This window comes from Ruegeria sp. CDSB086 (genome assembly GCF_059611065.1).
This window is the reverse complement of the sequence record NZ_JBXWOV010000010.1, coordinates 110,390-132,301: the sequence shown is the minus strand read 5'-3', so window position 1 is coordinate 132,301 and position 21,912 is coordinate 110,390. Positions and strand designations below refer to the sequence as shown.

The window sequence follows — 21,912 nt, the reverse complement described above, 5'->3', positions numbered from 1 at the left end:
TGTCTCTACATACACAGGCGGGTTTGCCCGCCGATGATGGGGCCAATGTAGTGGCCCACTCTCAGTCAATCAGCGACAAGCTGCTTGAGCGTATCCTTTCCTCACTTTCCGATGACAAGGCCGAAGATGTCGTGCAGATCAACCTGCAAGGCAAGTCGTCTGTCGCGGATCACATGGTCATTGCGTCCGGGCGTTCGACACGTCAGGTCTCGGCCATGGCGGAAAAGCTGACGGATCGCATCAAGCAGGAATTCGGTTTCACCTCGAAGGTCGAAGGCAAGGATGCCGGCGACTGGGTGCTGATCGATACGGGCGACGTGATCGTCCATATCTTCCGCCCCGAAGTGCGTGAATTCTATCAGCTGGAAAAGATGTGGCTGCCTCAGGGCGGCAGCGCCTCAGCCAACTGAGGCGCCATCCCGGCCTGCATTAACAGGCCGGAGGCGAGAGAAATATGCGTATAAGCATTTGTGCGGTCGGGCGATTGCGTGCCGGACCGGAGAAGACCCTGCTTGACGATTATCTGACCCGATTTGACCGGACCGGCCGCGCGCTGGGCCTTGGTCCTGCGCGCGTTGTTGAGGTCGAAGACAAGAAAAACGCAGGCATGGGCGCCGAGGCCGCGTTGCTGCGCAAGGCCCTGCCCAAGGGCGCGGTGATCTGCACACTGGATGAACGCGGGCGGGTGATGTCCTCGCCTGATTTTGCCAAGAAACTGGGTGGCTGGCGCGATGCCGGGCGGCAGGATCTGGCATTGATCATTGGCGGTGCGGACGGAATAGACCCTGATCTGCGGGCCGAGGCCGATTTTTCCATCTCATTCGGGTCGATGGTCTGGCCGCATATGCTGGTCCGTGTGATGCTGGCCGAGCAACTTTACCGGGCCGCGACCATCCTGTCGGGCGGTCCCTATCACCGGGTTTGACATGGCGCAGCTTCTGATTGTCTACCATTCGCGCACTGGCGGAGCCCGTCAAATGGCCCAAGCCGCCGCGGCTGGAGCGCGGGACGAAGCGGAAACGGTTCTGAAAACTGCAGATCAGGCGACCCCTGAGGATTTGCTGGCCGCGGATGGGTTTATCTTCTGCGCGCCCGAGAATCTGGCCGCGATTTCAGGTTTGATGAAAGAGTTCTTTGATCGCTGCTACTATCCTGTGCTGGGCAAGATCGAAGGACGGCCCTATGCCCAGATGATCTGTGCCGGGTCTGATGGCGAGAATGCGGCCCGCCAAACTGCGCGGATCGCCACTGGTTGGCGCTTGAAAGAGGTTCAGTCGCCGCTAATCATCTGTACCCATGCGCAAACGCCCGAGGCTATTCTGGCCGAAAAGACCATCCCGCAAAACCAACTGGATGAGTGCCGTGATATTGGGGCTGCGTTGGGTGCGGGTCTGGCGCTGGGTGTGTTCTGAAGATCAGTTCAGTGTGACCAACGTCGCCTCGTCACCCCAGCCATCGACACTGCACCGCGCCTGAATCTGAACCTGAGACACGCCATCTGGAATCGCCACCCCGGATAGTGAGCGTGTAAAGGGCTGCTCATTCTCATGTGGATGATGCAATACGCGCATGCCCAGTTCATTGCCGTCCATGTCCAGAACGCGCCAGCCATCAGCATAGTGATCCCACCCGGTGTCGGGATGGCGGATCGTCACGTCGAATCGCCACGTGTCACCGCTTTGGCTGGCCGCCACTTTTTCAATCACAGAAGGGTCGGCAAGCGCCGGGCTGGCGAGAAGAAGGCTGAGAATCAAATACCGCATGTGGCGATCCTAGGCTGTGTCCGTCGGCTTCGCGATCACGAATCCGTGTCGCCCGGTTGGGACAGCAGGACCAGCCGGGAATGCGACGCAAACTCGCGCCGGTATAGAACGCCAAACGTGATCGCCGTGCCCAGCAACAGCGCCACCGGCCCAAGTATCCAGGCAACGGATGCCAGGGCAAAATAGGTCACGCGCAAACCGCGGTTAAAGCTGCGCGCCGCGGTGACGCAAATCTCGGCCGCTTGTGCTGCGCGCGGATAGGCTTGTGGGTCCGATGGTTCATTGGGGACCGAGGCCATCAGAACCGCGCAATAGCCAAACAACCGGTGCGCCCAGACATATTTCAGGAATGCATTGGCCAGAAAAAGGATGATGATCAGAATCTTGATCTCCCACACCATGGCCGGTGCGCTGCCGATGGCCAGATCATTGGCGACACCGGCAAGGCGTTCGGTATTGCCCAGCAAAGCCAACCCGCCCCCGACGGCGATCATCGTAGTCGAGGCGAAGAACGTGCTGCCCTGCCGCATCGCCGCGACCACCTGCGCATCGAACATTCGGGGCTGCCGAGTGACCATTTCCCGCATCCACTCTCGACGATAGTCATCCATCATCATCGTGACAGAACTCTTGTTAGGGGAGGGATTTTCGATCCGCCACCCGATCCAGAGCCAAGCAATTAGCAGCACGGCAATTGCCGCATAGTCCAGCGGTGAAAAAAGTTGTGCCCGATCAATCCACGTCATGCGGCGACCTTAGGGCCAGACATGAGAACTTGCCAGATGGAGAAATTGGTAATATTATTTTACCAAATGGAGGATCAGCCATGGAAATGCCAACGCCAAATCCTGACGTTCTGCGCCGCAAGGCAGTGGTTCTTCAACGTTTGTTGCAGGTCTTGCCCGAAGAGGCGGTTATTCATGAACCGTCCGAGACACGTGCTTATGAATGCGACGCATTGACGGCGTATAGGTGCCCTCCGATGCTGGCGGTGCTGCCGTCGACCACGCAAGAGGTCTCGGACGTTCTACGCATTTGCAACGAGGAAGGCGTTCCAGTCGTTCCGCGCGGGTCGGGTACTTCCTTGGCAGGTGGCGCATTGCCAACGGCGGATTGCGTCATCCTTGGAGTCGCCCGGATGAACGAGGTGCTGGAGGTCGACTATGACAACCGCTTCGTTCGCGTTCAATCAGGCCGCACGAACCTGAGCGTGACCGGTGCGGTCGAGGAAGACGACTTCTTCTATGCGCCAGATCCGTCCTCACAGCTTGCCTGTGCCATTGCCGGGAACATCGCCATGAACTCAGGCGGGGCGCATTGTCTGAAATACGGCGTGACCACCAACAACCTGTTGGGCGTAAAGATGGTGCTGATGGATGGCAGCGTGGTCGAGATTGGCGGCGCGCATCTGGACTCTGGCGGCTTGGACCTGTTGGGAGTCATCTGCGGGTCTGAAGGGCAGTTGGGCGTCGTGACTGAAGCCACGCTGCGCATTCTGCGCAAACCTGAAGGTGCCCGGCCTGTATTAATGGGTTTTGATGATAACGAAGTTGCCGGGCAATGCGTCTCGGACATTATCAAGTCCGGCATTTTGCCGGTTGCGATCGAATTCATGGACACGCTGTGCATCCAGGCCTGTGAAAATTTCGCCCATGCCGGTTACCCCAACTGCACCGCTTTGCTGATTGTCGAGGTCGAAGGGTCCGAGGCCGAGATGGACTATCAGTTGTCAAAGATCATCGAAATCGCCAAGCGCCACAATCCGGTCGAACTGCGCGAAAGCCAGTCGGCCGAAGAAAGCGCGAAAATCTGGCTGGGGCGCAAGTCGGCCTTTGGTGCGATGGGGCAGTTGAACGACTACATGTGTCTGGACGGGACGATCCCGGTTTCTTCCCTACCGGAAGTGTTGCGTCGGATTGGTGAAATGAGCGAAGAATACGGCTTGCCGGTCGGCAATGTGTTTCATGCAGGCGATGGCAACATGCACCCATTGATCCTGTTCGATGCCAACAAACCCGGTGATCTTGAGAAATGCGAGGCGTTCGGAGCTGATATCCTGAAGCTTTGCGTAGACGTGGGTGGTTGCCTGACAGGTGAGCACGGGGTTGGGATCGAAAAGCGCGATCTGATGTCCCACCAATACGCGCCTGCGGATCTTGAGGCGCAAATGGCAGTAAAGGACGTGTTCGATCCAAAGTGGTTGCTGAACCCCGCCAAGGTGTTCCCATTGCAGGCGTCTGAATCCCGGCGCATCGCGCGGATTGCTGCTGAATAATCGGCTCTAAAGAAGAAGAATTGCCATGAAACCTAAGACAGAAGCCGAACTGGCCGAGATGGTGGCCGGGTTAGATGAACCAGTGCGAATTACCGGCGGCGGTACGCGTGGCGTCGCGGGGCCGGACATGGCGATTCAAACCAGCGGGCTGACCGGGATCACGCTGTATGAACCCGGCGCGCTGACGCTGGTGGCGAAGGCCGGCACGCCGATTGGAGAGATTGAGGCCGCATTGGACGCTGAAGGTCAGCAATTGGCCTTTGAGCCGATGGATCACCGGGGACTGCTGGGAACCAGTGGCACACCGACCATAGGCGGTGTTGTGGCGGCCAACATATCTGGGCCCCGGCGGGTACAGGCAGGGGCATGCCGCGATTTTCTGTTGGGCGTGCGCTATGTCGATGGCATGGGGCAGGTCGTCAAGAATGGCGGCCGGGTCATGAAGAACGTCACCGGCTATGATCTGGTCAAGCTGATGGCGGGATCCTGGGGCACTCTGGGTGTTTTGACCGAAGTGTCGTTGAAGGTACTGCCCAAGCCCGAAGTCTCGGCAACGCTGTCTGTTCAGGTACCCGATGTTACCACCGCAATTGCGACGCTGTCCGCCGCATTGAAATCCCCTTTTGAAGTCAGCGGAGCAGCGTACGACCCAGACATGGGGTGCGCCTTACTGCGCCTCGAAGGTTTCGCGGGTTCGGTGACATACCGGTCGGATCAACTGAAATCCCTACTGTCTGGTTTCGGCGAGGTTGCCGAACTTGAGCATCCCGGCACATTGTGGGCCGACCTGCGTGATGCAGCCGGTTTCCACGAACAAAGCGGTGATGTCTGGCGCATTTCGGTCAAACCTTCGGATGCGCCGGACATCGTTGCGCGCATCCGGGCAGATCGGACGTTGTTTGATTGGGGCGGTGGGTTGATCTGGGCCTTGGTGCCGGTTGGTACTGATCTGCGGGCGCAATTAGGCGCGTTTGACGGTCACGCAAACATCGTGCGAGCCGGGTTCGAAACAATGGCCGAACTGGGGCGTTTTCAACCGGAGGCGCCCGGTATTGCGGCTCTAACCAGGGGTATTCGTCAAAGATTTGACCCCCGCGGTTTGTTTAATCCGGGGTTGATGGGGTAAGGCGATGCAGACGACATTCACCGAAGAGCAGTTGCAAGATCCCGCGATCCAAAGATCAAATGAAATCCTGCGAAACTGCGTCCATTGTGGGTTCTGTACAGCCACATGCCCGACCTATCAGGTGCTGGGGGACGAGTTGGATAGTCCACGGGGGCGCATTTACCTGATCAAGGACATGCTGGAAAACGAGCGTGTGCCGGATGAGAAAACGGTCAAGCATATCGACCGCTGCCTGTCATGCCTGGCCTGTATGACCACGTGTCCATCGGGGGTGCACTATATGCATCTGGTCGATCACGCGCGCGAATACATCGAAGAGAACTATAAACGCCCCTTCTCGGATCGTGCGTTGCGTTGGGTACTGGCACAGATCCTGCCTTATCCGATGCGGTTCCGCTGGGCTTTGATCGGGGCGAAGCTGGGGCGGCCATTCCGCTTTCTGATGCCCGACGCCCGGCTGCGTGCCATGCTGGATATGGCGCCCAAACATATCCCGCCCGTCAGTCGCAATGACGACCCGCAGAGATTTCCGGCTAAAGGACCGCAGCGCAAGCGCGTTGCGCTGATGACGGGTTGTGCGCAAAAAGCGTTGAATACTGACATTAACGACGCAACTATTCGACTTTTGACCAGGATGGGATGCGAGGTCGTCGTGGCTGAAGGGGCAGGGTGCTGCGGCGCGCTGACCCATCACATGGGCAAGACCCGCGAAAGCCATGAGGCCGCAAAGGCCAACATCAGGGCCTGGACCGCAGAAATGCACGGCGACGGGCTGGACGCCATTGTCATCAACACCTCGGGCTGCGGCACGACGGTCAAGGATTATGGCCATATGTTTCGCAACGATCCCATAATCGAAGACGCGGCGCGGGTGTCATCGATTGCAATGGATATCAGCGAACTGCTGATCCAGCTGGAACTGCCTGAAGGTGAAGAAAGGGGCCTGACCGTTGCATATCATGCAGCTTGTTCTTTGCAGCACGGTCAAAAGATCAAAGCTCATCCCAAAACTCTGCTGAAACAGGCCGGTTTTGCTGTGTTAGAGCCTACAGATAGTCATCTGTGCTGCGGCAGCGCGGGAACTTACAACCTGATGCAGCCCGATATTTCGGGCAAGCTGAAGGACCGCAAGGTCAAAACGCTGGAAGCCAAAAAGCCGGACGTGATCGCGGCGGGCAATATCGGATGCATGATGCAGATCGGCTCTGGCACGGACATTCCCGTGCTGCACACGGTCGAGCTTTTGGATTGGGCAACGGGTGGGCCTGTGCCGCGTGCATTGCGTGAACCAGCCAAACCTAAGGTTCCGGTCCTTAGATAGGCCATGCTGATGCAACTGCGCACCACTCGCCCCGTTAAACAGACGCGGGCGTCATCGCCCTATTTTTGCCGCACCGGAGACGTAGGAAAATACGTCAACAGCAAAGCCGGAGTGCCGTTTGCGAAACTGGATCACAGCATTGGCGCTGGCTTTGACGCCGTTGTCCGCCGCAGCCCAGGATACCGGGTTGAAAAGCCTGGACACCACCGATGCGGGGCGCGCGTGGATGGCGGTCGGGCGCCTGGATATCAAGGACGGCGCCGGGTTTTGCACCGGGACACTGATTTCTCCGACCCAGGTTTTGACGGCTGCCCATTGTCTGTTCGATAAGGTAACTGGTCAGCGGATTGACCTGGCAGAGGTCGAGTTTCTGGCCGCCTGGCGTCTTGGGCGTGCATCGGCCTATCGGGCCGCACGTCGCGCTGTTGTTCACCCGGACTACGAATACAGCACCGAGGCAACGGCCTCGCGGCTATACAATGACATCGCGCTGATCGAGCTGTGGCAACCGATCCGCAATACGAGCGTAATTCCGTTCGAGACCGGAGACCGTCCGGCCCGAGGTGCCGAAGTGGGGGTCGTGTCCTACGCGCAGGATCGGGCCGAGGCTCCCTCGTTGCAAGAAGTGTGCTCGGTCATGACGCGCACATCCAACGTTTTGGTGTTGTCCTGTGACGTCGAGTTCGGGTCGTCGGGCGCACCGGTCTTTTCCTTTGAAGGGGACCGGCCGCGCATCGTTTCGGTCGTCGCAGCCAAGGCCGAATTCAACGGGCAGCGCGTGGCCGTCGGCACCGCGGTCGAAGATTCATTGGAGCTGCTGCAGGCAGAATTGTCGGCTGGCCGCGGATTTGGCGTATCTTCCTCCCAAGGAGGGACACGCCGCAATATTGGAGCAAGGTTCATAAAACCATGAGTCGCTTTTTTCTGAATTTTCTTTTGTTTTTTTCAATTTCCGCTTCTGCAACTTACGCCCAGACCGCCAAGCGTAAACTGACGGACCGCGATGACCTTTACGGGTGGGAGGCGGTTGGACGTCTGGACATCGGCGATGACGGGTTTTGCACAGGCACCCTGATTGCGCAGGATCTGGTCTTGACCGCTGCTCACTGTGCGTTGGACAAGGCCACCGGCGAACCGTACCCGCCGGGAATGGTGACTTTTCGGGCGGGGTTAAGCGGCGAGGACGCATTAGCCGACCGCAAAGTAATTCAAATCGCGGCGCACCCGGATTTCGTGGCAAACGGCCCGGTGTCAGCACCGCGGGTGAAGGTTGATGTGGCTCTGATGCGTCTGGACGAGCCAATCCCATATTCCATCGCCGATCCTTTTGCCCTGCATCAGGGTAGGGTCTCGGGAAATGAGGTCAGCCTGGCCTCATACGGGCGCGGCCGGTCCGAGGCGATTACACGTGAAAGGTCCTGTCGGATATTGGATCGAGACCAGGGATTGATAACTTTCAACTGCGATATCACCTTTGGGTCCTCAGGTTCTGCCTTACTTGCCAAAAACGGCCCGCGTTGGCAGATTCTGTCGGTGGTTTCCGCAGTCGCGTCCAACGGGTATCAGAAAGTAGGATTTGGCATGGAACTATCTGGAATCGTTGCCGAACTAAAGGCGGACCTGCGACGCGATGCGCCGCGTCCACAGGCAACGATCCGCCGGTTGCAGGTCGGGTCCGGCAAGTCGAATTCCGGCGCGAAATTCATCAGCTCGGGCGGGGGTTGAACTCGATCAAATTGCTACCCATGTGAACTGTATCGGGTCGCCACGAACGGGGCCCGTATCAACCAGATGCCCGTCCGAACGGAGGGCAGAACACAGATCGCTCTGATATGAGGATATGACACATGCGTAGTTTTGATTTTGCACCCCTGCACCGTGCCACCGTTGGTTTTGACCAGATCGCCGACATGATGGATCGCGTGCTGACCAATGATGTGGCTCAGCCGAGCTACCCGCCTTACAACATCGAAAAGACCGATGCCGACACTTATCGCATCTCGGTTGCAGTCGCCGGTTTTTCGGAGAATGACCTTTCGGTCGAAATGAAAGAAAACGCCCTTATCGTTGCTGGCAAAAAAGCCGCCGAGGACAAAGAGCGCAGCTACCTGCACCGTGGCATCGCCACCCGCGCGTTCGAACGCCGCTTTGCTCTGGCTGATCACGTACGGGTCATCGGCGCGAGCCATGAAAACGGCATGCTGAACATCGACCTGAAGCGCGAAGTGCCCGAGGCATTGAAACCGCGCCGGATCGAGATTTCTTCGGCCAATGCCATTGAAAAGGACGTGGTCGACGCCAAAGCCGTGAACTAAGGCGACCGCTATACGCCGCGATAATCGTTCCTCTCTGGATTATCGCACCACACGCCCCGCGTTCCTCCAGACGCGGGGCGTTGTGTTATAGCGAGGCTCTCAAATAGAGCCACTAGGGTATTGAGGTATCGTCGCGCTTGGCGAAAAAAATCCACGCTTCAGGTGTTTGCAGTTCGTTGGGGGGTCGAAGATTTCAACGGATTGCGATAGAGGACGCTCTGGTTTTACCCCCAACGAAGATGCGGGCTAGTTCTTCATTTTTTGTGCACGACCAGAACTTGGTCTTTGCGGTGTTTCTGATACCGCGCAGGTTCAATAATGCAGGCCGAAATCTGAGGAATTAGTGCGTTAAATTCTTCGGCTATGGATGGGTCTGAATGTGTAAATTCTCGGTCATTCTGAAAGCTACGAAAAAGTGCGGCAGTCTTTGTTATGCCCGCTAATTCATAGGTTTTTGGCTGCCACCTCAAATCTTCGATAATATAGAGCCCTCCTGAAGCGAGCTTCGGAAAAACCTCTAAAAAAGCACTCTGTTGATGATGACTTGCATGACTTGCATCATCGATCACGATATCTGGCGCCGGGTCAATCTTGCCTGCTGTATTCGCAATTTCCTCTCGGTTATTCATGTCACACCGGTGAAATGTGAAGCGTTCGTGTTCAAACCACGAGAAATCGGAGACATCCAAGCCATGAATTTGTGCCTTCGAAAAGTACTCAAGCCACATTCGAATCGAGGGGCAATCTTTGGTAGCTCGATCTTTGTCGACCCGGTGCTCAGGTCCACCGATCAGAAGGCCCATCTCTAGAAAAACAATTTCGCTATGACGGTAAGGGTGAAACAGCAAATGGTAGAGTTCGGTGTATCGATGTTTTGATGAACCTTTGTCTGATCCATAGCGATCTGCCAATTCGGTCAGATTCTCAGCCTCACTTATGCTCATTCGGCTTACCCTTGGCTTTGCGGTCTATTCGCTTTGATTAAACTCAACACTGCGTTGGTGTAAACTCCCGGAAATCCGGACAAGCCATTTGCTACCAAGCTCCTGGTATTGCCGGCGCCCAAAATGTCACGAATTTCTTGATGGGTCTGCGAGAAGAACGGGGCAGTGTCATTTTCGATACGCGCGATAAAATCACTGATAAAAACCAATTCCTAACTGAGGTATCGCCTTGGTTTCTAGAGCATTGACCACCAAGCCCCGCGCGCAATACGCGGGGCTCAACATAATTCGAGATAGCGCTCAGTTCGCGGCTGTCACCAAACCAATCGACCAGAACATCGTCTCGCCCGAAGCATCGTCGACGCCGTCATTGTCGGTCATCACAAACGCTTCGCCCGAGGGCAGGATGGCCAGACCTTCGATCTTGTCCAGAACGTAACCACCGGTCGAGGTCAGATCAGGCAGCAGGTCGCGGACCTCTTGCTTGTTGACCACGGGCAGGGGACCGCCTAACGGGGCCGGGGTCATCTCTAACAGCGGGATACGGTAGACCTTTTTGGTCACGGCGCGGTGGTCATGCTGATTGTCGCGCTCGATGACATAGACGTGGTCGCCAAAGGCCACGATTTCCGACAGGCCAACCCAGCCCTCTTCCGGGTCCGCTTTGGGATAGTGCACCGCGCCCCATTCTTTGGTCTCAAGGTTGTAGGCCACCAGTTTCACGTGGTTTTCAGGGTCGTCCTTCCATTCGCGCTGAACCGCCATCCACAGGGTGTTGCCAACGCGGGTGATGCCCTCAAAACCAAAACGCTTTTCGACGGCCATAAGCTCAGGTGGCAGGCCGATCTCGCCTTTGCGATCCTTGATCAGGCCATCAGCGGAAACGTGGTAAATCGCATGCGGGATAACACGGTCGGTACGCCCTTCTGAGGCGACGTAGAACCCGCCTTTATCGTCCAGCGTGATGCCCTCCAGATCCAGCTTCTGTGCCGGGTTGCCGTCCTGACGGTGGATGCGGATCACATCCACAATGCGGGCCGGTTTATGGCTGGGGTCGATCTTGAAAATCGAAGGCTGGAAGCCATAAAAGCTGTCGTTGACCGCGTAGATCATGCCGTCCTCATCAGACACCAGACCGGACAGCGCGCCCCAGCCGATCAGCTCACCCGTGCCTGCGGACGTCAGATGCGGATAGGTGGCCGGGGCGTCCTGATATTCGTAGATCATCACGTGTGCACGCGGGCCACCGTCTTCGATCAGGTCCTTTTCATTAGCCGAGATCAGCAGGTTACGTTCCGGTATCGCAACATAACCTTCGGGACCAACGCCTGAGGGCAGCAGCTGTTTCAGAACTGGGTTGGCCGGATCGGTGGCGTCATAGACACCCACAACCGAGGCGCGCTCGGCTCCTACAAAGATCATTGGTGTGTCACCGAAGGTCGCTGCGGTCACACTTTCAGGCTCAACACCTTTGGCGTCCGAGCGTTTGTCGGGATAGTGACCGATCTGGATGATGGCTTTCTCGAAACCGGTGCCGTTCTCGTAAACAACCGCGCCGTCCTTGTGGAAGATCGTCCAGCCGCGCGAGCCGCCCTTATAATCGCCCTCGTTGGCGGTGGCGAAGTGGTTGTCGTCGATCCATTTCACCGCATCAGGCTCACGTAGGCGGCCCTTTTGGCTTTCAGTGAAGATCAGCGCGCCGCGTTCGTCGGTGGCATCGATGCCTTCCAGATCAACCGCGCCGGCCGAGAAATGGCTGACCACGTTGCCGTCCTTGTCGACGACGGCGATGTGGTTGTTCTCCTGCAGGGTTACCACTGTTTCACCCAGATCATTGATGTCCACGAATTCCGGTTCTGGGTCAGTAGGCGCAACCTCCGACAGCCCGGTCAGCGAGGCCATCTTCATGCCCGCGCAATCCAGAGCACCTTCAATCAACGGCACCAGCACCAACGAACCAGCTGGCAGCTGCGGGATGACGCCATCGTTGAGGTCTTCGTCGCGCTCGTTCTCGATCGCCACGGCGACAAAGCTGCCATCGGGAGCAATGGCGACGCTGTCGGGCTGACCGCCCAGGTCACAGGCACCGGTTTCGGCTTTGCCCGCAATGTCGACCGAGACCAGCTTGCCCGATGGGGCGGTATAGCTTTCCGAAGTGTTCACGCCCACAAAAGCCGTCGTGCCAACAATCCCAACCGACGTCGGCTCGCCGCCTACATCCATTGCACCCAGAGGGGCCGGGTTCGCAGGGTCGGTGATGTCGACCATGCCAACTACACCCAACGGGCTGTCGGTATAGACCAGCGTCATACCGTCCGCGGTAGCCGCGATGATCTCGGGCGAGGTTTCGCGGGTGGTATCCGCCCCCTCGGCCATATTTTTGACGACGGGGAAAGACGCAATTCGGTTGAAATTCATTTCTGCCGCTGCCTGACCGGCGGTCAGGGCAAGGGCAGATGTCAGGCAGACATAGCGCAATGACATCGGGTGGTATCCTCTCTCACTTGAATGAGAGGGGGATGAACGCGGGTCATTGCAGGGATGTGACGGTTTGTTTGCAGTTTTGTGACAAACCGAATGGCCCCGGCGCTGTGCTCCGGGGTCTTTTCAGATCAGACCGACAGGCAGACGTACTTCATTTCAAGATAATCTTCCATGCCGTGATGGCTGCCTTCGCGGCCCAAGCCGGATTGTTTGACACCGCCAAACGGGCCAAGCTCGGTCGAGATGATGCCGGTGTTCACACCAACGATGCCGTATTCCAGCGCCTCGGCCACTTTGTAGACGCGGCTGAGGTCCTTGGCGTAAAAGTACGAAGCCAGACCAAAGATCGTGTCGTTGGCCATTGCGATCACGTCATCCTCGTCTTCGAACTTGAACAGGGGCGCCAGCGGGCCAAAGGTCTCGTCCTGCGCCACCATCATGTCCTGCGTCACGCCGGTCACGATGGTGGGCTGGAAGAAGGTGCCGCCCAGATCATGCGGCAGACCTCCGGTCAGAACCGCGCCGCCCTTGTCGGTAACGTCTTTGATGTGTTCCTCGACCTTGGCGACCGCTTCTTCGTTGATCAGCGGACCGGTGGTGGTGCCATCGGCCAGACCGTCACCGATTTTCAGTGCTTCGACGGCGGCTTTCAGTTTGGCCGCGAATTCATCGTACACGCCCGCCTGCACATAGATGCGGTTGGCGCAGACGCAGGTTTGGCCGTTGTTGCGGAACTTGCACATCATCGCGCCTTCGACAGCCGCATCCAGATCAGCGTCGTCAAACACGATGAACGGAGCGTTGCCGCCCAGCTCCATCGAGCATTTCATGACCTGATCGGCCGCCTGTTTCAGCAAGATGCGACCTACTTCGGTCGAGCCGGTGAAGGTCAGTTTGCGCACGCCGGGGTTTTCGCAGAATTCCTTCCCAATCTCGCTGGCGCTGGAGGACGGCAATACGTTGAACACACCAGCCGGAATGCCAGCCTGTTCGGCCAGAACGCCCATGACCAATGCGGACAGCGGTGTTTCCTTGGCCGGGCGCGCAACAAAGGCGCAGCCAGCCGCCAGCGCTGGAGCTGCCTTGCGGGTGATCATCGCATTGGGGAAGTTCCACGGCGTGATCGAGGCCGCAACACCGATCGGCTGTTTCAGCACCATGATCCGCTTGTCGCGCTGGTGACCGGGGATCGTCTCGCCATAAACGCGCTTGGCCTCTTCGCCGAAGAACTCGATGAACGACGCGCCATAGCCGATCTCGCCAACGGCCTCGGCCAGCGGTTTGCCTTGCTCGGCGGTCAGGATCTTGCCCAGATCTTCGGCGTTTTCCATCATCAGGTCGTACCAGCGACGCAGAATCACGGCGCGTTCCTTGCCGGTCAGCTTGGCCCATTCCTTTTGCGCGGCCTCAGCTTGTGCGATCGCGCCGGCGACCTGCGCGCGGCTCAGGTCTGCGACTTCGGCTACAACGTCGCCGCGCGCCGGGTTGGTCACTGCAAAGGTGCCATTATCCCCGTCGACCCACTGACCGCCGATATAGGCTTTGGTTACAAGCAGATCGGGGTTTTTCAGGATTGATTTCAGGTCGGTTGTCGCGTCCAGCATGGGTCAGCCTCCGGCAATAAAAATTTGTTAGCACTCAAACATGTGCCTCCCGGATTGTCTATGGCCACCCGTGGGGTCAGATCAATCCAGTTTTCGTATGGTAAACGTGACGTTTTTTGCCTACCGGGGCGCATTCATGCGATCTGAGGCCAAAGTGTCAACCCGCCTATCTTTTTTTGGCGGAGTTTGCCAAAGTTCCACAGGATTGGTTGCCCAAGGGGATGTAAATGATCGTAACATCTCCTATCTTGTTGGGTGCATAATTAAAAAAGGAATAGGACAGATGTCGAACCAGCAGTTTGATGCGTTGATTGAGGAAACGCAGCAAAAAGTGCGCGAAAGCCAGTCTCAGATCGAAGGGCTGACATCCCGGATTGAAGCCGCGCGTTCTAAGATCGGCTCTGCCGAGGCCGACATCGACATCGAAAACGCCACACTTGAGGATGTGCACGCCCATACCGAGGTGATGAACGCCAATATCGCTGAGTTGATCATGGGTCTGGACGACGTCACCAGCGCCTTTTCCAAGGATTTCGATGAGATGCGCTCGAAGTCCGGGTGGGAGACGTTTGTCGGCATCTTCTCGAAAGGAAAATCCGAGTCGATGCGGCAGGAACGCATGCGCACCGCCAATATCGACGACAAGCTGCAGGACCTGATCGCCAAATCCGACGTAATCGTTCAATTGCTGCAAGGGCAGCTATCCGTGTTGGAAGAACAGCGGGTGAAGGTCGAGGAAAACCTGACCGGTACGCTGGACGACCGCGAGGCTACTGTTGCTGAACTAGAGGCGCTGCGGGCTGAGATTCAGGATATGGATCCGACGATTATCACTCTGGAAAACAAGATCAGTGTCGAACAGGACGCCGCCGCGCGGACCCAATTGGAAACCGAACTGGCCGAGCTGAACAAGCAATACAATGCCAAGGTTCAGGAAGAGCAGGTCAAGCTGGCCAAGTCACAAACGCTCGAACGCTACATCGAAAAGGGCAAGACCTGGGTCGACTCCCTACAGAACCAGGCGGCGACGCAGATGGTGCTGATCAACAAGCTGCAGACAGACACGCAACAGCGTGTGGTGCTGTATGACGCCCTGACCAAATCGCTGAAAACCGCGCAGCAGCAGGACGTGGCCCACCGCATCAACGAGATCGGCGTACAGACGGATCAAGAGGCGCAAACCGCCATGGCCGCCATCGGCACCGCGACCAACCAGAAGATGGCCGACATGCTTGAGGCGCATGAGGACCACATGGTCTTTGCCCGTGATGTGCTGGAGAAAAAGGCCAAGGCAGACGAACGCTTTGCCCGCCGGTTCGCCTCGATTGTCGAGAAGCATGATAAGAATTTGTATGGTGGGTAAAAAAGAGTGGTTGCGACGAATGCCATTTTTCTTAGAGCAAGACAAAGACAAGACTTGGGTAGAACGGAACGGTGAGCTTGTTTGGGGTGCAATTGGCCTCGTTTTCCTCATCTGTTTTCTGACGATGATGGCGAATGGGTTTTACCTTTTGAGTGGCGTTGGTGTTCTCGGTGCTTTGTGGTCGGGCTATCGACTGGAAATGTTTCGCAGATCGCAAGGAATTAACAGTGTGCCAACTAATGTCCAAAGCGACGGCAGTCAGTCACCTGGCCCGGACCTAGGTGGTTTTGGTGGCGGTGATGCATGACTGACCCCACTAAAGACCATGTGGGACTAACCGACACCTTCTCCTCGCGCCGCTATTTTCGAAAATTCGAGGTGATCACCGTTCACTTGTTGCGCGTGGCCGCGACGATGGAGGCTGAGGGCGCGATCTCGAAACAAGAGGTGCGGATCGTGTCGCGTTACCTTTCGGGGCTGCTCTACACCTTCCGGGCGCTCTCCATGAAATACCTGCTGGTCGGGCGCGATACGGGCCGGTTCTTTGGCAGCCTCGCCATGGACAAGCGTGACAGCGGATTTCCGGTGGCGGCCGAGCTGCTGACCATGGCCAATGACGCGCAACAGGCGCAGGTGCATCTGGCGAATATGCCGTCTGAAGATGATCTGAAAACAGACATGGTGCGGACGATCATTGGCGATCAGGAAATCCCCACCAAGCTGCAATTCGCCCTGTCTCAAAGGCTCTATTACGAGGAATTGCTAAAGGGTCAGCTGTTCTGGGCCCGCAATGATTCCGAATGCCACTGGATCGGAAATGAGGGCGAGCGGCGCAAGTTCATGATCCACTGGGCGGTTTATGACAGCCAGATCAACCTGCCGGTCATCTACCTGATGCAGTTGGAGGACAGCGGCAAAACCGCCCTGCCTAAAGACCAGCGCCGCTGGCCCGAAGTGCAGGCGCATCTGATGGCGCAAAGCTTAGGCGGTCTGAAACTGGTGACCATTGCCAAAGGCTTCGATCAGGATTTCGACGACCTGCACCCCAAACATCTGCGCCGCATCCACGTGGGACCGATGTATTCCTCGGCCTATACCGAGCAAACCGGCCCGTTGCGGCAGGTGCTTGAGGACGCACAGGCACCGCAAGGTCAGGACTGGGCACTGGCATGGACCACAGAAGAGCTGGAAAGCGAAGAGGTGATCGAAGAACGCGCCGGGTGGTTTTCCACAGTCGAGCGCGAGGTTTTCGCGCTGGACCCGTTCGGCGGGCAGGGGGCCGAAACCGGGGCCACACGCACACAGCGATCAATCATTCTGCCCCAGCGCCCATTTCAGGTGCTGGCTGAACGCAACCCGCCGGGATTTGGGGATGTGCGCAAATTCGTGGTCAGCAAGAGCGGGCAGGTGCTGCGCTATTAGTTTGGCCTCCGGCGGGAGTATTTTTGAAAAGATGAAGCAAGGGCGGTTTTGAAATGAGTTTGACGTCAGATCAGATGGAATTGCGCGAAGACGATATTCGCAAGCATTATCCGGCAGCGACCGCCTTGCTGAACGGTTTTGAACACGCGCCGCGGATAGCCAAAGCGGTTGAGGTGGCGACCGAACGGTCTCCGGGCGTTTCAACTGGGCGGCGGTTTCGCTCTACGACGCCGGGGCTGGTGACACACCGAACCGTGCGCGCAGCCGGAGTGCATCTGGTCGAACGGATCGAGGCCTCGGATGATGGAGATACGCTAGTCTCGCCTCCTCAGGCGACCACTCAACAGGCCATTCGCCGCGCGATTGCCATCGCTCTGGCTGTGGGTGAGGCCTATGCGGAACAGACCCCGCTGGCGGACCTGAAACGCGCCAATCTGGCCGGAGACCTGCCTGCAGCGCGAAAAACTGAGTTTTCGGAACTGCTGACGGCGGAGGCTCTGATCACGTCCCACACCTTCGGCAATGCGCTGGCCTATCTGATGTCCTCGCATCTGGGCGAAACCACCGTTGACATCGGTGAGGTCGAAGAGGTTCTGACTGATAACGGCCAACTTGCCCTGCATGGCGCGCTGTGGGAGCTGGACCAGACCCTCGCCAAACATGCCCCCGACGATGCCCACCTGATTGCCGCCACCAGCGCCTATGCCGAGCAACTGATGGAAAAGGCCGCGCTGCGCGCGCAGTCAGCAGGCCATCTGGCCCCGTTCCAGAACGCCGCATGGCACATCGAGGCTGATGATCTGACGATCCGGGGGTTCGAACCGGCCTCCAAGGCCAAATCCACCACCCTGACCATGACGTTCAAGAAACCGAACGAGGTGGTCGGCAACCATATCGCCAAATATCAGGCGATGAAGCTGGCCAAGATGGTGATGGCCTATGATTTTGACCGCCGCCTGAACCCGTTTGCGGAACTCGGCGGGTTCATCTTCACCTTCATGGGGGACGGTAAACCGGGCACCGGCAAGACTACTCTGATCCAGATGATGGCCGGGCTGATCAACGATTATTGCCAGAACGCGGGCTATCCGTTCCGCTATCAGAACCTGAGCACTGACAATATCGACAGCTATCAGGGCAAGTCAGGCCAGAACGCGAAGGCCTTTATCAACACGATCATCGACCCCTCGGTCATCGGCTTCGGCACCATCGACGATATCGACCAACTGGCGGGTAAGCGCGGTGACCGGCAATCCTCGGCCGGGCAGTTGGAAATCACCGCCGTGCTGATGGAGAGTTTTGCGGGCGCCAACACCGTCGTTCGGGGCAACTGCACCTTTGGCATGTTCTCGAACTACCCCGAGAATGTGGACGACGCCTTGCGCCAACGGGCGGGCGCGCGGTTCCTGGTTGACGGGCCGCAGACGCGCGAGGATTACATCGATATCCTGCACCTGCTGATGGGCCGCAATCACGACATCCCGCTGGGCGAACACGAGGCCTATGCCGCGCAGGAAATCAAAAAGGCTGTCGCTGCCAGTTTCGAAAGTCATTCCCGCCCGCACGAAGAGGCTCTGCTGCAGGTCTATGACCGGGTCTCCGGCGATATCGGCCAGATGGATACGATTGCCAAGATGGGCACCTATCTCAAGGCAATCCAGCAGGCGGATGAGCGCTTTACCGGCCGCGCGATCAAGAACATCACCGATGCGGTGAAAGTCCGCGCGATGGATTTCGAACTGCCCGACGAATGGATGGAGAATCCCGACCTGTTCCTGTTCCGCGACTACGACACCAAGAAAGCGATGATCGAGGACCTGCGCCAGCCGATCACGGTGGAAATGGTGATGCAGGAAATCAACCGCTACGCCGACAGCGAGTTCCGCTATGCCGACAAGAGCGACGAGGTCGCCATTGAGAACGCGGTGCGTGAGATGGGCCGGATGGAAGAGGCCAAGCGGCGGTATTTGGAGGACAAAATATGACCGGCAGCCTGATCCTGATCTTCGGGTCGATGATCGGTTCGTGCCTGTTTTTCGGCATTTCGGTCGCGCGCCGTCGACCGCCCTCCCTGCGCGCTTTTGGCATGCTGGTGCTGATCGTCTTTGCAGTCGCCTATATCTGGAGTGCCTTGTTCGAAATCTGGATGAACGGCGCGTCTGTCTTACGCCCGACCTCATTGCTCCACGCCTTTGGTCCCGGTGAAATGCCATCACATTTCCTTGGGATGGCATTTTTCTGGTTCGTGCCCGCATTGATCTTGGCCGGAGGCGCGTATGCGTATACGCGCCGTCGGTCAAAGGGGGCACAGACGTGACATTGACACTCGCAATCACCGGTTTGGCCCTTGTTTTGGGTCTGATCCAGCCCCTGCGCTGGGGTTTGCTCGGCTTTCTGGGCGCGGTGGTGGTTCTGTTCCTGACCCAGTTCGGTGTGAACGCCGGCAGCGGGTTCGAGGGCACCACATGGGAAGAATCGCTGATCCTATTTGAGGGCAGCTTGGCGTCTTACATAGGTTTCAACCTGCAGATCACGGCACGAGCGTTTGCATTGCCTTTGTTCGCGTTGGCCGCAGTATTTGTAGGTAGGCTCAGCCGGAGAGTAAACTGAGTGCAACACATGCTCGATCCGTTTGTAAGGAGTGCCTGAGTGCTTGATGTCGTCTTTCTGATAACATGTGCTCTTCTAGCCTATGCTGGAATCAAGTTCGTCCGCTGGGCTTTTCGTTTTAGCTTGCCAGTTCCTTTGGGTAGATTCATGTGGCTGCGATTTTTCTTCTGGTGGACGCTCACTCTTTTTATGGCAGTGGCCGCGTATATCGGTGTGATCGGCTCAGTGGCTTATTACCTTTTCGAGATCTTGAATTTGGACGAAAGGTTGGAGTCATCAGTACTGTTGCTAGGAGGGTTGGTTTTGACTGCGCCTTATTGGGCAGGTTTGATAAATGGCATCAATTTGCAGGCATCGCATAGGTGGGCCGAATGATCCGCCTCATCAAAAAAGGCCTGATGTTCGGCAATCTCGTCCACATCTCCAGCCCGGCTCTGGTTGAGCGCTATAACCGTGCGCTGCAGCATTTGGCGGGCAAGACCACGGCGCTCACGGATTTCCACATCGATATCTCGGGCTATTCACCCGAGGTGGGGATTGAGCTGGAGGATGAGCTCTACCTCAACCCCAACGGGGTCAACCGGCAGTTCATTCTTTTGACGACCGAGCAGAAACGCGCGCCTCTGCTGAACGTCAAATTCTCGACCTCGCGCGAAATCCTGCGCGAGTTCATCGAGATGAACGAGGCGCAGCTGTTTGCCCTGACCGCCACCGATGCGGTGGCCGGAGAGCTGGTGAACTCGGTCATAAAACTCACCACGCCGCGCGATCTGCTGAACCTGCGCAAAATCGAGATTGAGGCCGACACCGCAGGCGGCACCCTGCGCAAGGCACAGCAACTGGCGGGCATGGTCGAACGGTTCAAAACCGAAGAGGATGCCTGGTTCGACGATGTGCTGATCGCCAAGATGATCGAAACGGCCAAGGAAACCGGCGACGTCACCCGCAACCCCGTCCGCCTGCGCCATACCGCCTTTGAACAGCGCAATTTCTGGACGGCGCACTTCGGTGGGCTCTACCTGTTCCCCGATCTGGATCATCCGGCGGTGATCTGTATGGGCGACAGACCCGACGATATGCCGATCAAATACGTTTTTGACCCATCTCAGCGGAACCAGATTGCCAAGTTCCTCGGGCTAAACGGCTTGGTCGAAACGATCATTGAGGCGCGCGGCGTGAATTCCGCCGCAATCCTGCAGCAGAAAATGGACTTCCTGACCGTGGATGCCGCAGCCGATGCAGGCGTTGACCTGACAGGGTTGGACCGTGGCGATATGCGACGGCTGGCGCGAAACCATTCGGATCGTCTGCCCGACGCCTATCACGGTTTGGCGCAGCTGTTGCGCTGGGCAAAGGATGGCGGGCCGTGGCCGCGTATCACCTCGGATCACCCGGCCTATTTCTATACGCTGCGGGCGACCAACACACCGAACCGCGATCTGGTGAACATGCTGCTGGCGGAACTGGCCCCGTTGGACCCGCGTCAGGTGTTCATTTGCCATAAGGAACTGTTCTACCGCACCTATGCGACTTGGCCCGAGGCCAAAAAAGCCTATGTTGCCGACTTCCTTGCGCGCGAGTATCAGGTGGATAAGGCTGGCGCTCGGGCCGCACTATTCGGCCACGAACCGGATATGAGCGGTAATGACCGGATCAGCGAAGACATCATCGCACGCGTCGGCCCCTGGGGCGCAGTAGGGAGAAGTTAAATGTTCGTCGCACTGCGTTTCTTGATCCCGTTGCTGGTCGTTCTGACGGTCATTTATGTGGGCGTATCAATCTATTCCCGCTGGATACGGCGCAATAAGTTGATCGCCCATTGGGAGAAAAAGGGTCTGACCGGCGACCGCGATGCATTTGTCCAGCGAGGGCTAAAAAAGTACGACGGATCGTTTCGACGCAAACTGATCCTTGGGATTTACGTGGTGCCGCTGGGCCTGATCGCAATCCTGATTTATGTTACGAATTTCATGTGAGGGTTTCGCTGATGCGTTACATCAAATGGGCTATCATCATCCTGTTCTGGGGCACAATTGCCGCGGTGTTGAATTACACCCTTCCGCAGCACGATGTGGTTCGGATTTCGGATACCTATGAGAAACGGATCGACCCCGGTGAGAACAGCATCTTCTGGTCGGTTCATGACGTCGGCAGTGATGCGACAACGCCAAACCGCGATGTGTTTTTCATTCAGACCCGCAAGACCAACGGCAAGGTCATGGTGTATCGGAACGAAGACACGGGCTGGGGCTGGCCACCTTATTTTAAACTAAACTCGTCGAACCTGCAGGCCGAAGCCGCAGACTTGAAATCAACAAACGAAGCGCCTCGCTGGGTGGTTGTTCGCCACTACGGTTGGCGAAGTGAGTTCCTGTCGATTTTCCCGAATGCAGTGAAGATTTGGTCAGTAGACAGCCAAGACGTTCGGATTATTCCCTGGTTCAATATCATTTTCCTGACCTTATTCTTCGCGATAGTTTGGGCCCTTTGGGTCCGCTGGCGCCGGTTTCGCGAGGCGCGGGTTGATCCCGTGATCGAGAATATGGAAGATGGCCTTTATGCCGCTGGCGACGCCATAGAAGAGCAGGGCAGCAGGTTCCGAAAGTGGCTGAACAGTTGGAAATCCAAATAGTTTTTGGTGGGGCCGTTTGGCACCTCCCTCAGCCTTGGCGGTGACCTGTTGGC

General features: G+C 57.3%; 24 protein-coding genes. 19 read left to right on the top strand and 5 right to left on the bottom strand.

Annotation, left to right across the window (positions count from 1 at the left end):
• The first annotated feature begins 50 nt into the window (after nt 1–50).
• The 3 genes from rsfS to AC2FIO_RS19310 are packed head-to-tail and all read left to right on the top strand — an operon-like array spanning nt 51 to nt 1,412.
• Nucleotides 51–410 (top strand): ribosome silencing factor, encoded by a 360-nt coding sequence (gene rsfS / locus AC2FIO_RS19320; protein ID WP_058276550.1) that lies wholly within the window; start codon nt 51–53, stop codon nt 408–410.
• Between the two features lie 44 nt (nt 411–454).
• A complete protein-coding gene (gene rlmH, locus AC2FIO_RS19315; RefSeq protein WP_472722409.1) occupies nt 455–925 on the top strand; it encodes a 23S rRNA (pseudouridine(1915)-N(3))-methyltransferase RlmH in 471 nt (156 codons plus the stop codon).
• Nucleotide 926: 1 nt separating this feature from the next.
• A complete protein-coding gene (locus AC2FIO_RS19310; RefSeq protein ID WP_282170872.1) occupies nt 927–1,412 on the top strand; it encodes a flavodoxin family protein in 486 nt (161 codons plus the stop codon).
• 3 nt (nt 1,413–1,415) lie between these two features.
• Here the strand turns inward: AC2FIO_RS19310 and AC2FIO_RS19305 are convergent, their stop codons facing one another.
• Nucleotides 1,416–1,763, bottom strand: a complete 348-nt coding sequence (locus AC2FIO_RS19305) for a hypothetical protein (protein ID WP_282170871.1) — start codon at nt 1,761–1,763, stop codon at nt 1,416–1,418.
• A gap of 35 nt (nt 1,764–1,798) precedes the next feature.
• On the bottom strand, nt 1,799–2,509 hold the full coding sequence (locus AC2FIO_RS19300; RefSeq protein ID WP_058273022.1) for a DUF599 domain-containing protein: 711 nt from the start codon (nt 2,507–2,509) through the stop codon (nt 1,799–1,801).
• A gap of 80 nt (nt 2,510–2,589) precedes the next feature.
• On the opposite strand from AC2FIO_RS19300, the gene AC2FIO_RS19295 reads away from it, so the two are divergent.
• From AC2FIO_RS19295 to AC2FIO_RS19270, 6 genes are all read left to right on the top strand, one after another.
• A complete protein-coding gene (locus AC2FIO_RS19295) occupies nt 2,590–4,038 on the top strand; it encodes an FAD-linked oxidase C-terminal domain-containing protein (protein WP_496699652.1) in 1,449 nt (482 codons plus the stop codon).
• Between the two features lie 25 nt (nt 4,039–4,063).
• Nucleotides 4,064–5,164, top strand: a complete 1,101-nt coding sequence (locus tag AC2FIO_RS19290) for an FAD-binding protein (protein ID WP_496699651.1) — start codon at nt 4,064–4,066, stop codon at nt 5,162–5,164.
• Nucleotides 5,165–5,168: 4 nt separating this feature from the next.
• A complete protein-coding gene (glcF, locus tag AC2FIO_RS19285; protein ID WP_496699650.1) occupies nt 5,169–6,485 on the top strand; it encodes a glycolate oxidase subunit GlcF in 1,317 nt (438 codons plus the stop codon).
• A gap of 118 nt (nt 6,486–6,603) precedes the next feature.
• Nucleotides 6,604–7,398, top strand: a complete 795-nt coding sequence (locus AC2FIO_RS19280) for a trypsin-like serine peptidase (RefSeq protein ID WP_496699649.1) — start codon at nt 6,604–6,606, stop codon at nt 7,396–7,398.
• The gene (locus AC2FIO_RS19275) at nt 7,395–8,210 is read left to right on the top strand and encodes a trypsin-like serine peptidase (RefSeq protein WP_496699648.1); all 816 of its coding nucleotides are present in this window, start codon (nt 7,395–7,397) and stop codon (nt 8,208–8,210) included. Before AC2FIO_RS19280 ends, AC2FIO_RS19275 begins: the two co-directional genes overlap by 4 nt.
• Before the next feature lie 122 nt (nt 8,211–8,332).
• Nucleotides 8,333–8,800 carry an Hsp20 family protein gene (locus tag AC2FIO_RS19270; protein WP_058276541.1) on the top strand — a complete coding sequence of 156 codons (468 nt, stop codon included), beginning with the start codon at nt 8,333–8,335 and terminating at the stop codon, nt 8,798–8,800.
• A gap of 254 nt (nt 8,801–9,054) precedes the next feature.
• On the opposite strand, the gene AC2FIO_RS19265 is transcribed toward AC2FIO_RS19270, so the two are convergent.
• The 3 genes from AC2FIO_RS19265 to AC2FIO_RS19255 form a co-directional block, all read right to left on the bottom strand.
• Complete coding sequence (locus AC2FIO_RS19265) at nt 9,055–9,744, bottom strand: hypothetical protein (RefSeq protein ID WP_496699647.1); 690 nt, start codon at nt 9,742–9,744, stop codon at nt 9,055–9,057.
• A 300-nt stretch (nt 9,745–10,044) separates the two neighbouring features.
• A complete protein-coding gene (locus tag AC2FIO_RS19260) occupies nt 10,045–12,228 on the bottom strand; it encodes an esterase-like activity of phytase family protein (protein WP_496699646.1) in 2,184 nt (727 codons plus the stop codon).
• A 128-nt stretch (nt 12,229–12,356) separates the two neighbouring features.
• Nucleotides 12,357–13,832: an NAD-dependent succinate-semialdehyde dehydrogenase gene (locus AC2FIO_RS19255; RefSeq protein WP_058276539.1), complete on the bottom strand. Its 1,476-nt coding sequence runs from the start codon at nt 13,830–13,832 to the stop codon at nt 12,357–12,359.
• Nucleotides 13,833–14,115: 283 nt separating this feature from the next.
• On the opposite strand from AC2FIO_RS19255, the gene AC2FIO_RS19250 reads away from it, so the two are divergent.
• The 10 genes from AC2FIO_RS19250 to AC2FIO_RS19205 are packed head-to-tail and all read left to right on the top strand — an operon-like array spanning nt 14,116 to nt 21,859.
• On the top strand, nt 14,116–15,195 hold the full coding sequence (locus AC2FIO_RS19250) for a coiled-coil domain-containing protein (RefSeq protein ID WP_058276579.1): 1,080 nt from the start codon (nt 14,116–14,118) through the stop codon (nt 15,193–15,195).
• A complete protein-coding gene (locus tag AC2FIO_RS19245; RefSeq protein WP_145974870.1) occupies nt 15,185–15,502 on the top strand; it encodes a hypothetical protein in 318 nt (105 codons plus the stop codon). Before AC2FIO_RS19250 ends, AC2FIO_RS19245 begins: the two co-directional genes overlap by 11 nt.
• Nucleotides 15,499–16,617, top strand: a complete 1,119-nt coding sequence (locus AC2FIO_RS19240) for a hypothetical protein (protein ID WP_496699645.1) — start codon at nt 15,499–15,501, stop codon at nt 16,615–16,617. The genes AC2FIO_RS19245 and AC2FIO_RS19240 overlap by 4 nt, the downstream gene beginning before the upstream one ends.
• A 53-nt stretch (nt 16,618–16,670) precedes the next feature.
• Nucleotides 16,671–18,602, top strand: coding sequence for an AAA family ATPase (locus AC2FIO_RS19235; protein ID WP_496699644.1), 1,932 nt, complete (start codon nt 16,671–16,673; stop codon nt 18,600–18,602).
• Nucleotides 18,599–18,934: a hypothetical protein gene (locus AC2FIO_RS19230; protein ID WP_282170860.1), complete on the top strand. Its 336-nt coding sequence runs from the start codon at nt 18,599–18,601 to the stop codon at nt 18,932–18,934. The genes AC2FIO_RS19235 and AC2FIO_RS19230 overlap by 4 nt, the downstream gene beginning before the upstream one ends.
• Complete coding sequence (locus tag AC2FIO_RS19225) at nt 18,931–19,227, top strand: hypothetical protein (protein ID WP_496699643.1); 297 nt, start codon at nt 18,931–18,933, stop codon at nt 19,225–19,227. Before AC2FIO_RS19230 ends, AC2FIO_RS19225 begins: the two co-directional genes overlap by 4 nt.
• Nucleotides 19,228–19,266: 39 nt before the next feature.
• Nucleotides 19,267–19,602 carry a hypothetical protein gene (locus AC2FIO_RS19220; RefSeq protein ID WP_496699642.1) on the top strand — a complete coding sequence of 112 codons (336 nt, stop codon included), beginning with the start codon at nt 19,267–19,269 and terminating at the stop codon, nt 19,600–19,602.
• Nucleotides 19,599–20,936 (top strand): DUF6638 family protein, encoded by a 1,338-nt coding sequence (locus AC2FIO_RS19215; RefSeq protein WP_496699641.1) that lies wholly within the window; start codon nt 19,599–19,601, stop codon nt 20,934–20,936. The genes AC2FIO_RS19220 and AC2FIO_RS19215 overlap by 4 nt, the downstream gene beginning before the upstream one ends.
• Nucleotides 20,937–21,203, top strand: coding sequence for a hypothetical protein (locus AC2FIO_RS19210; protein ID WP_109311285.1), 267 nt, complete (start codon nt 20,937–20,939; stop codon nt 21,201–21,203).
• A gap of 11 nt (nt 21,204–21,214) precedes the next feature.
• Nucleotides 21,215–21,859, top strand: coding sequence for a DUF1523 family protein (locus AC2FIO_RS19205; RefSeq protein WP_496699640.1), 645 nt, complete (start codon nt 21,215–21,217; stop codon nt 21,857–21,859).
• The last annotated feature ends 53 nt before the right edge of the window (nt 21,860–21,912 follow it).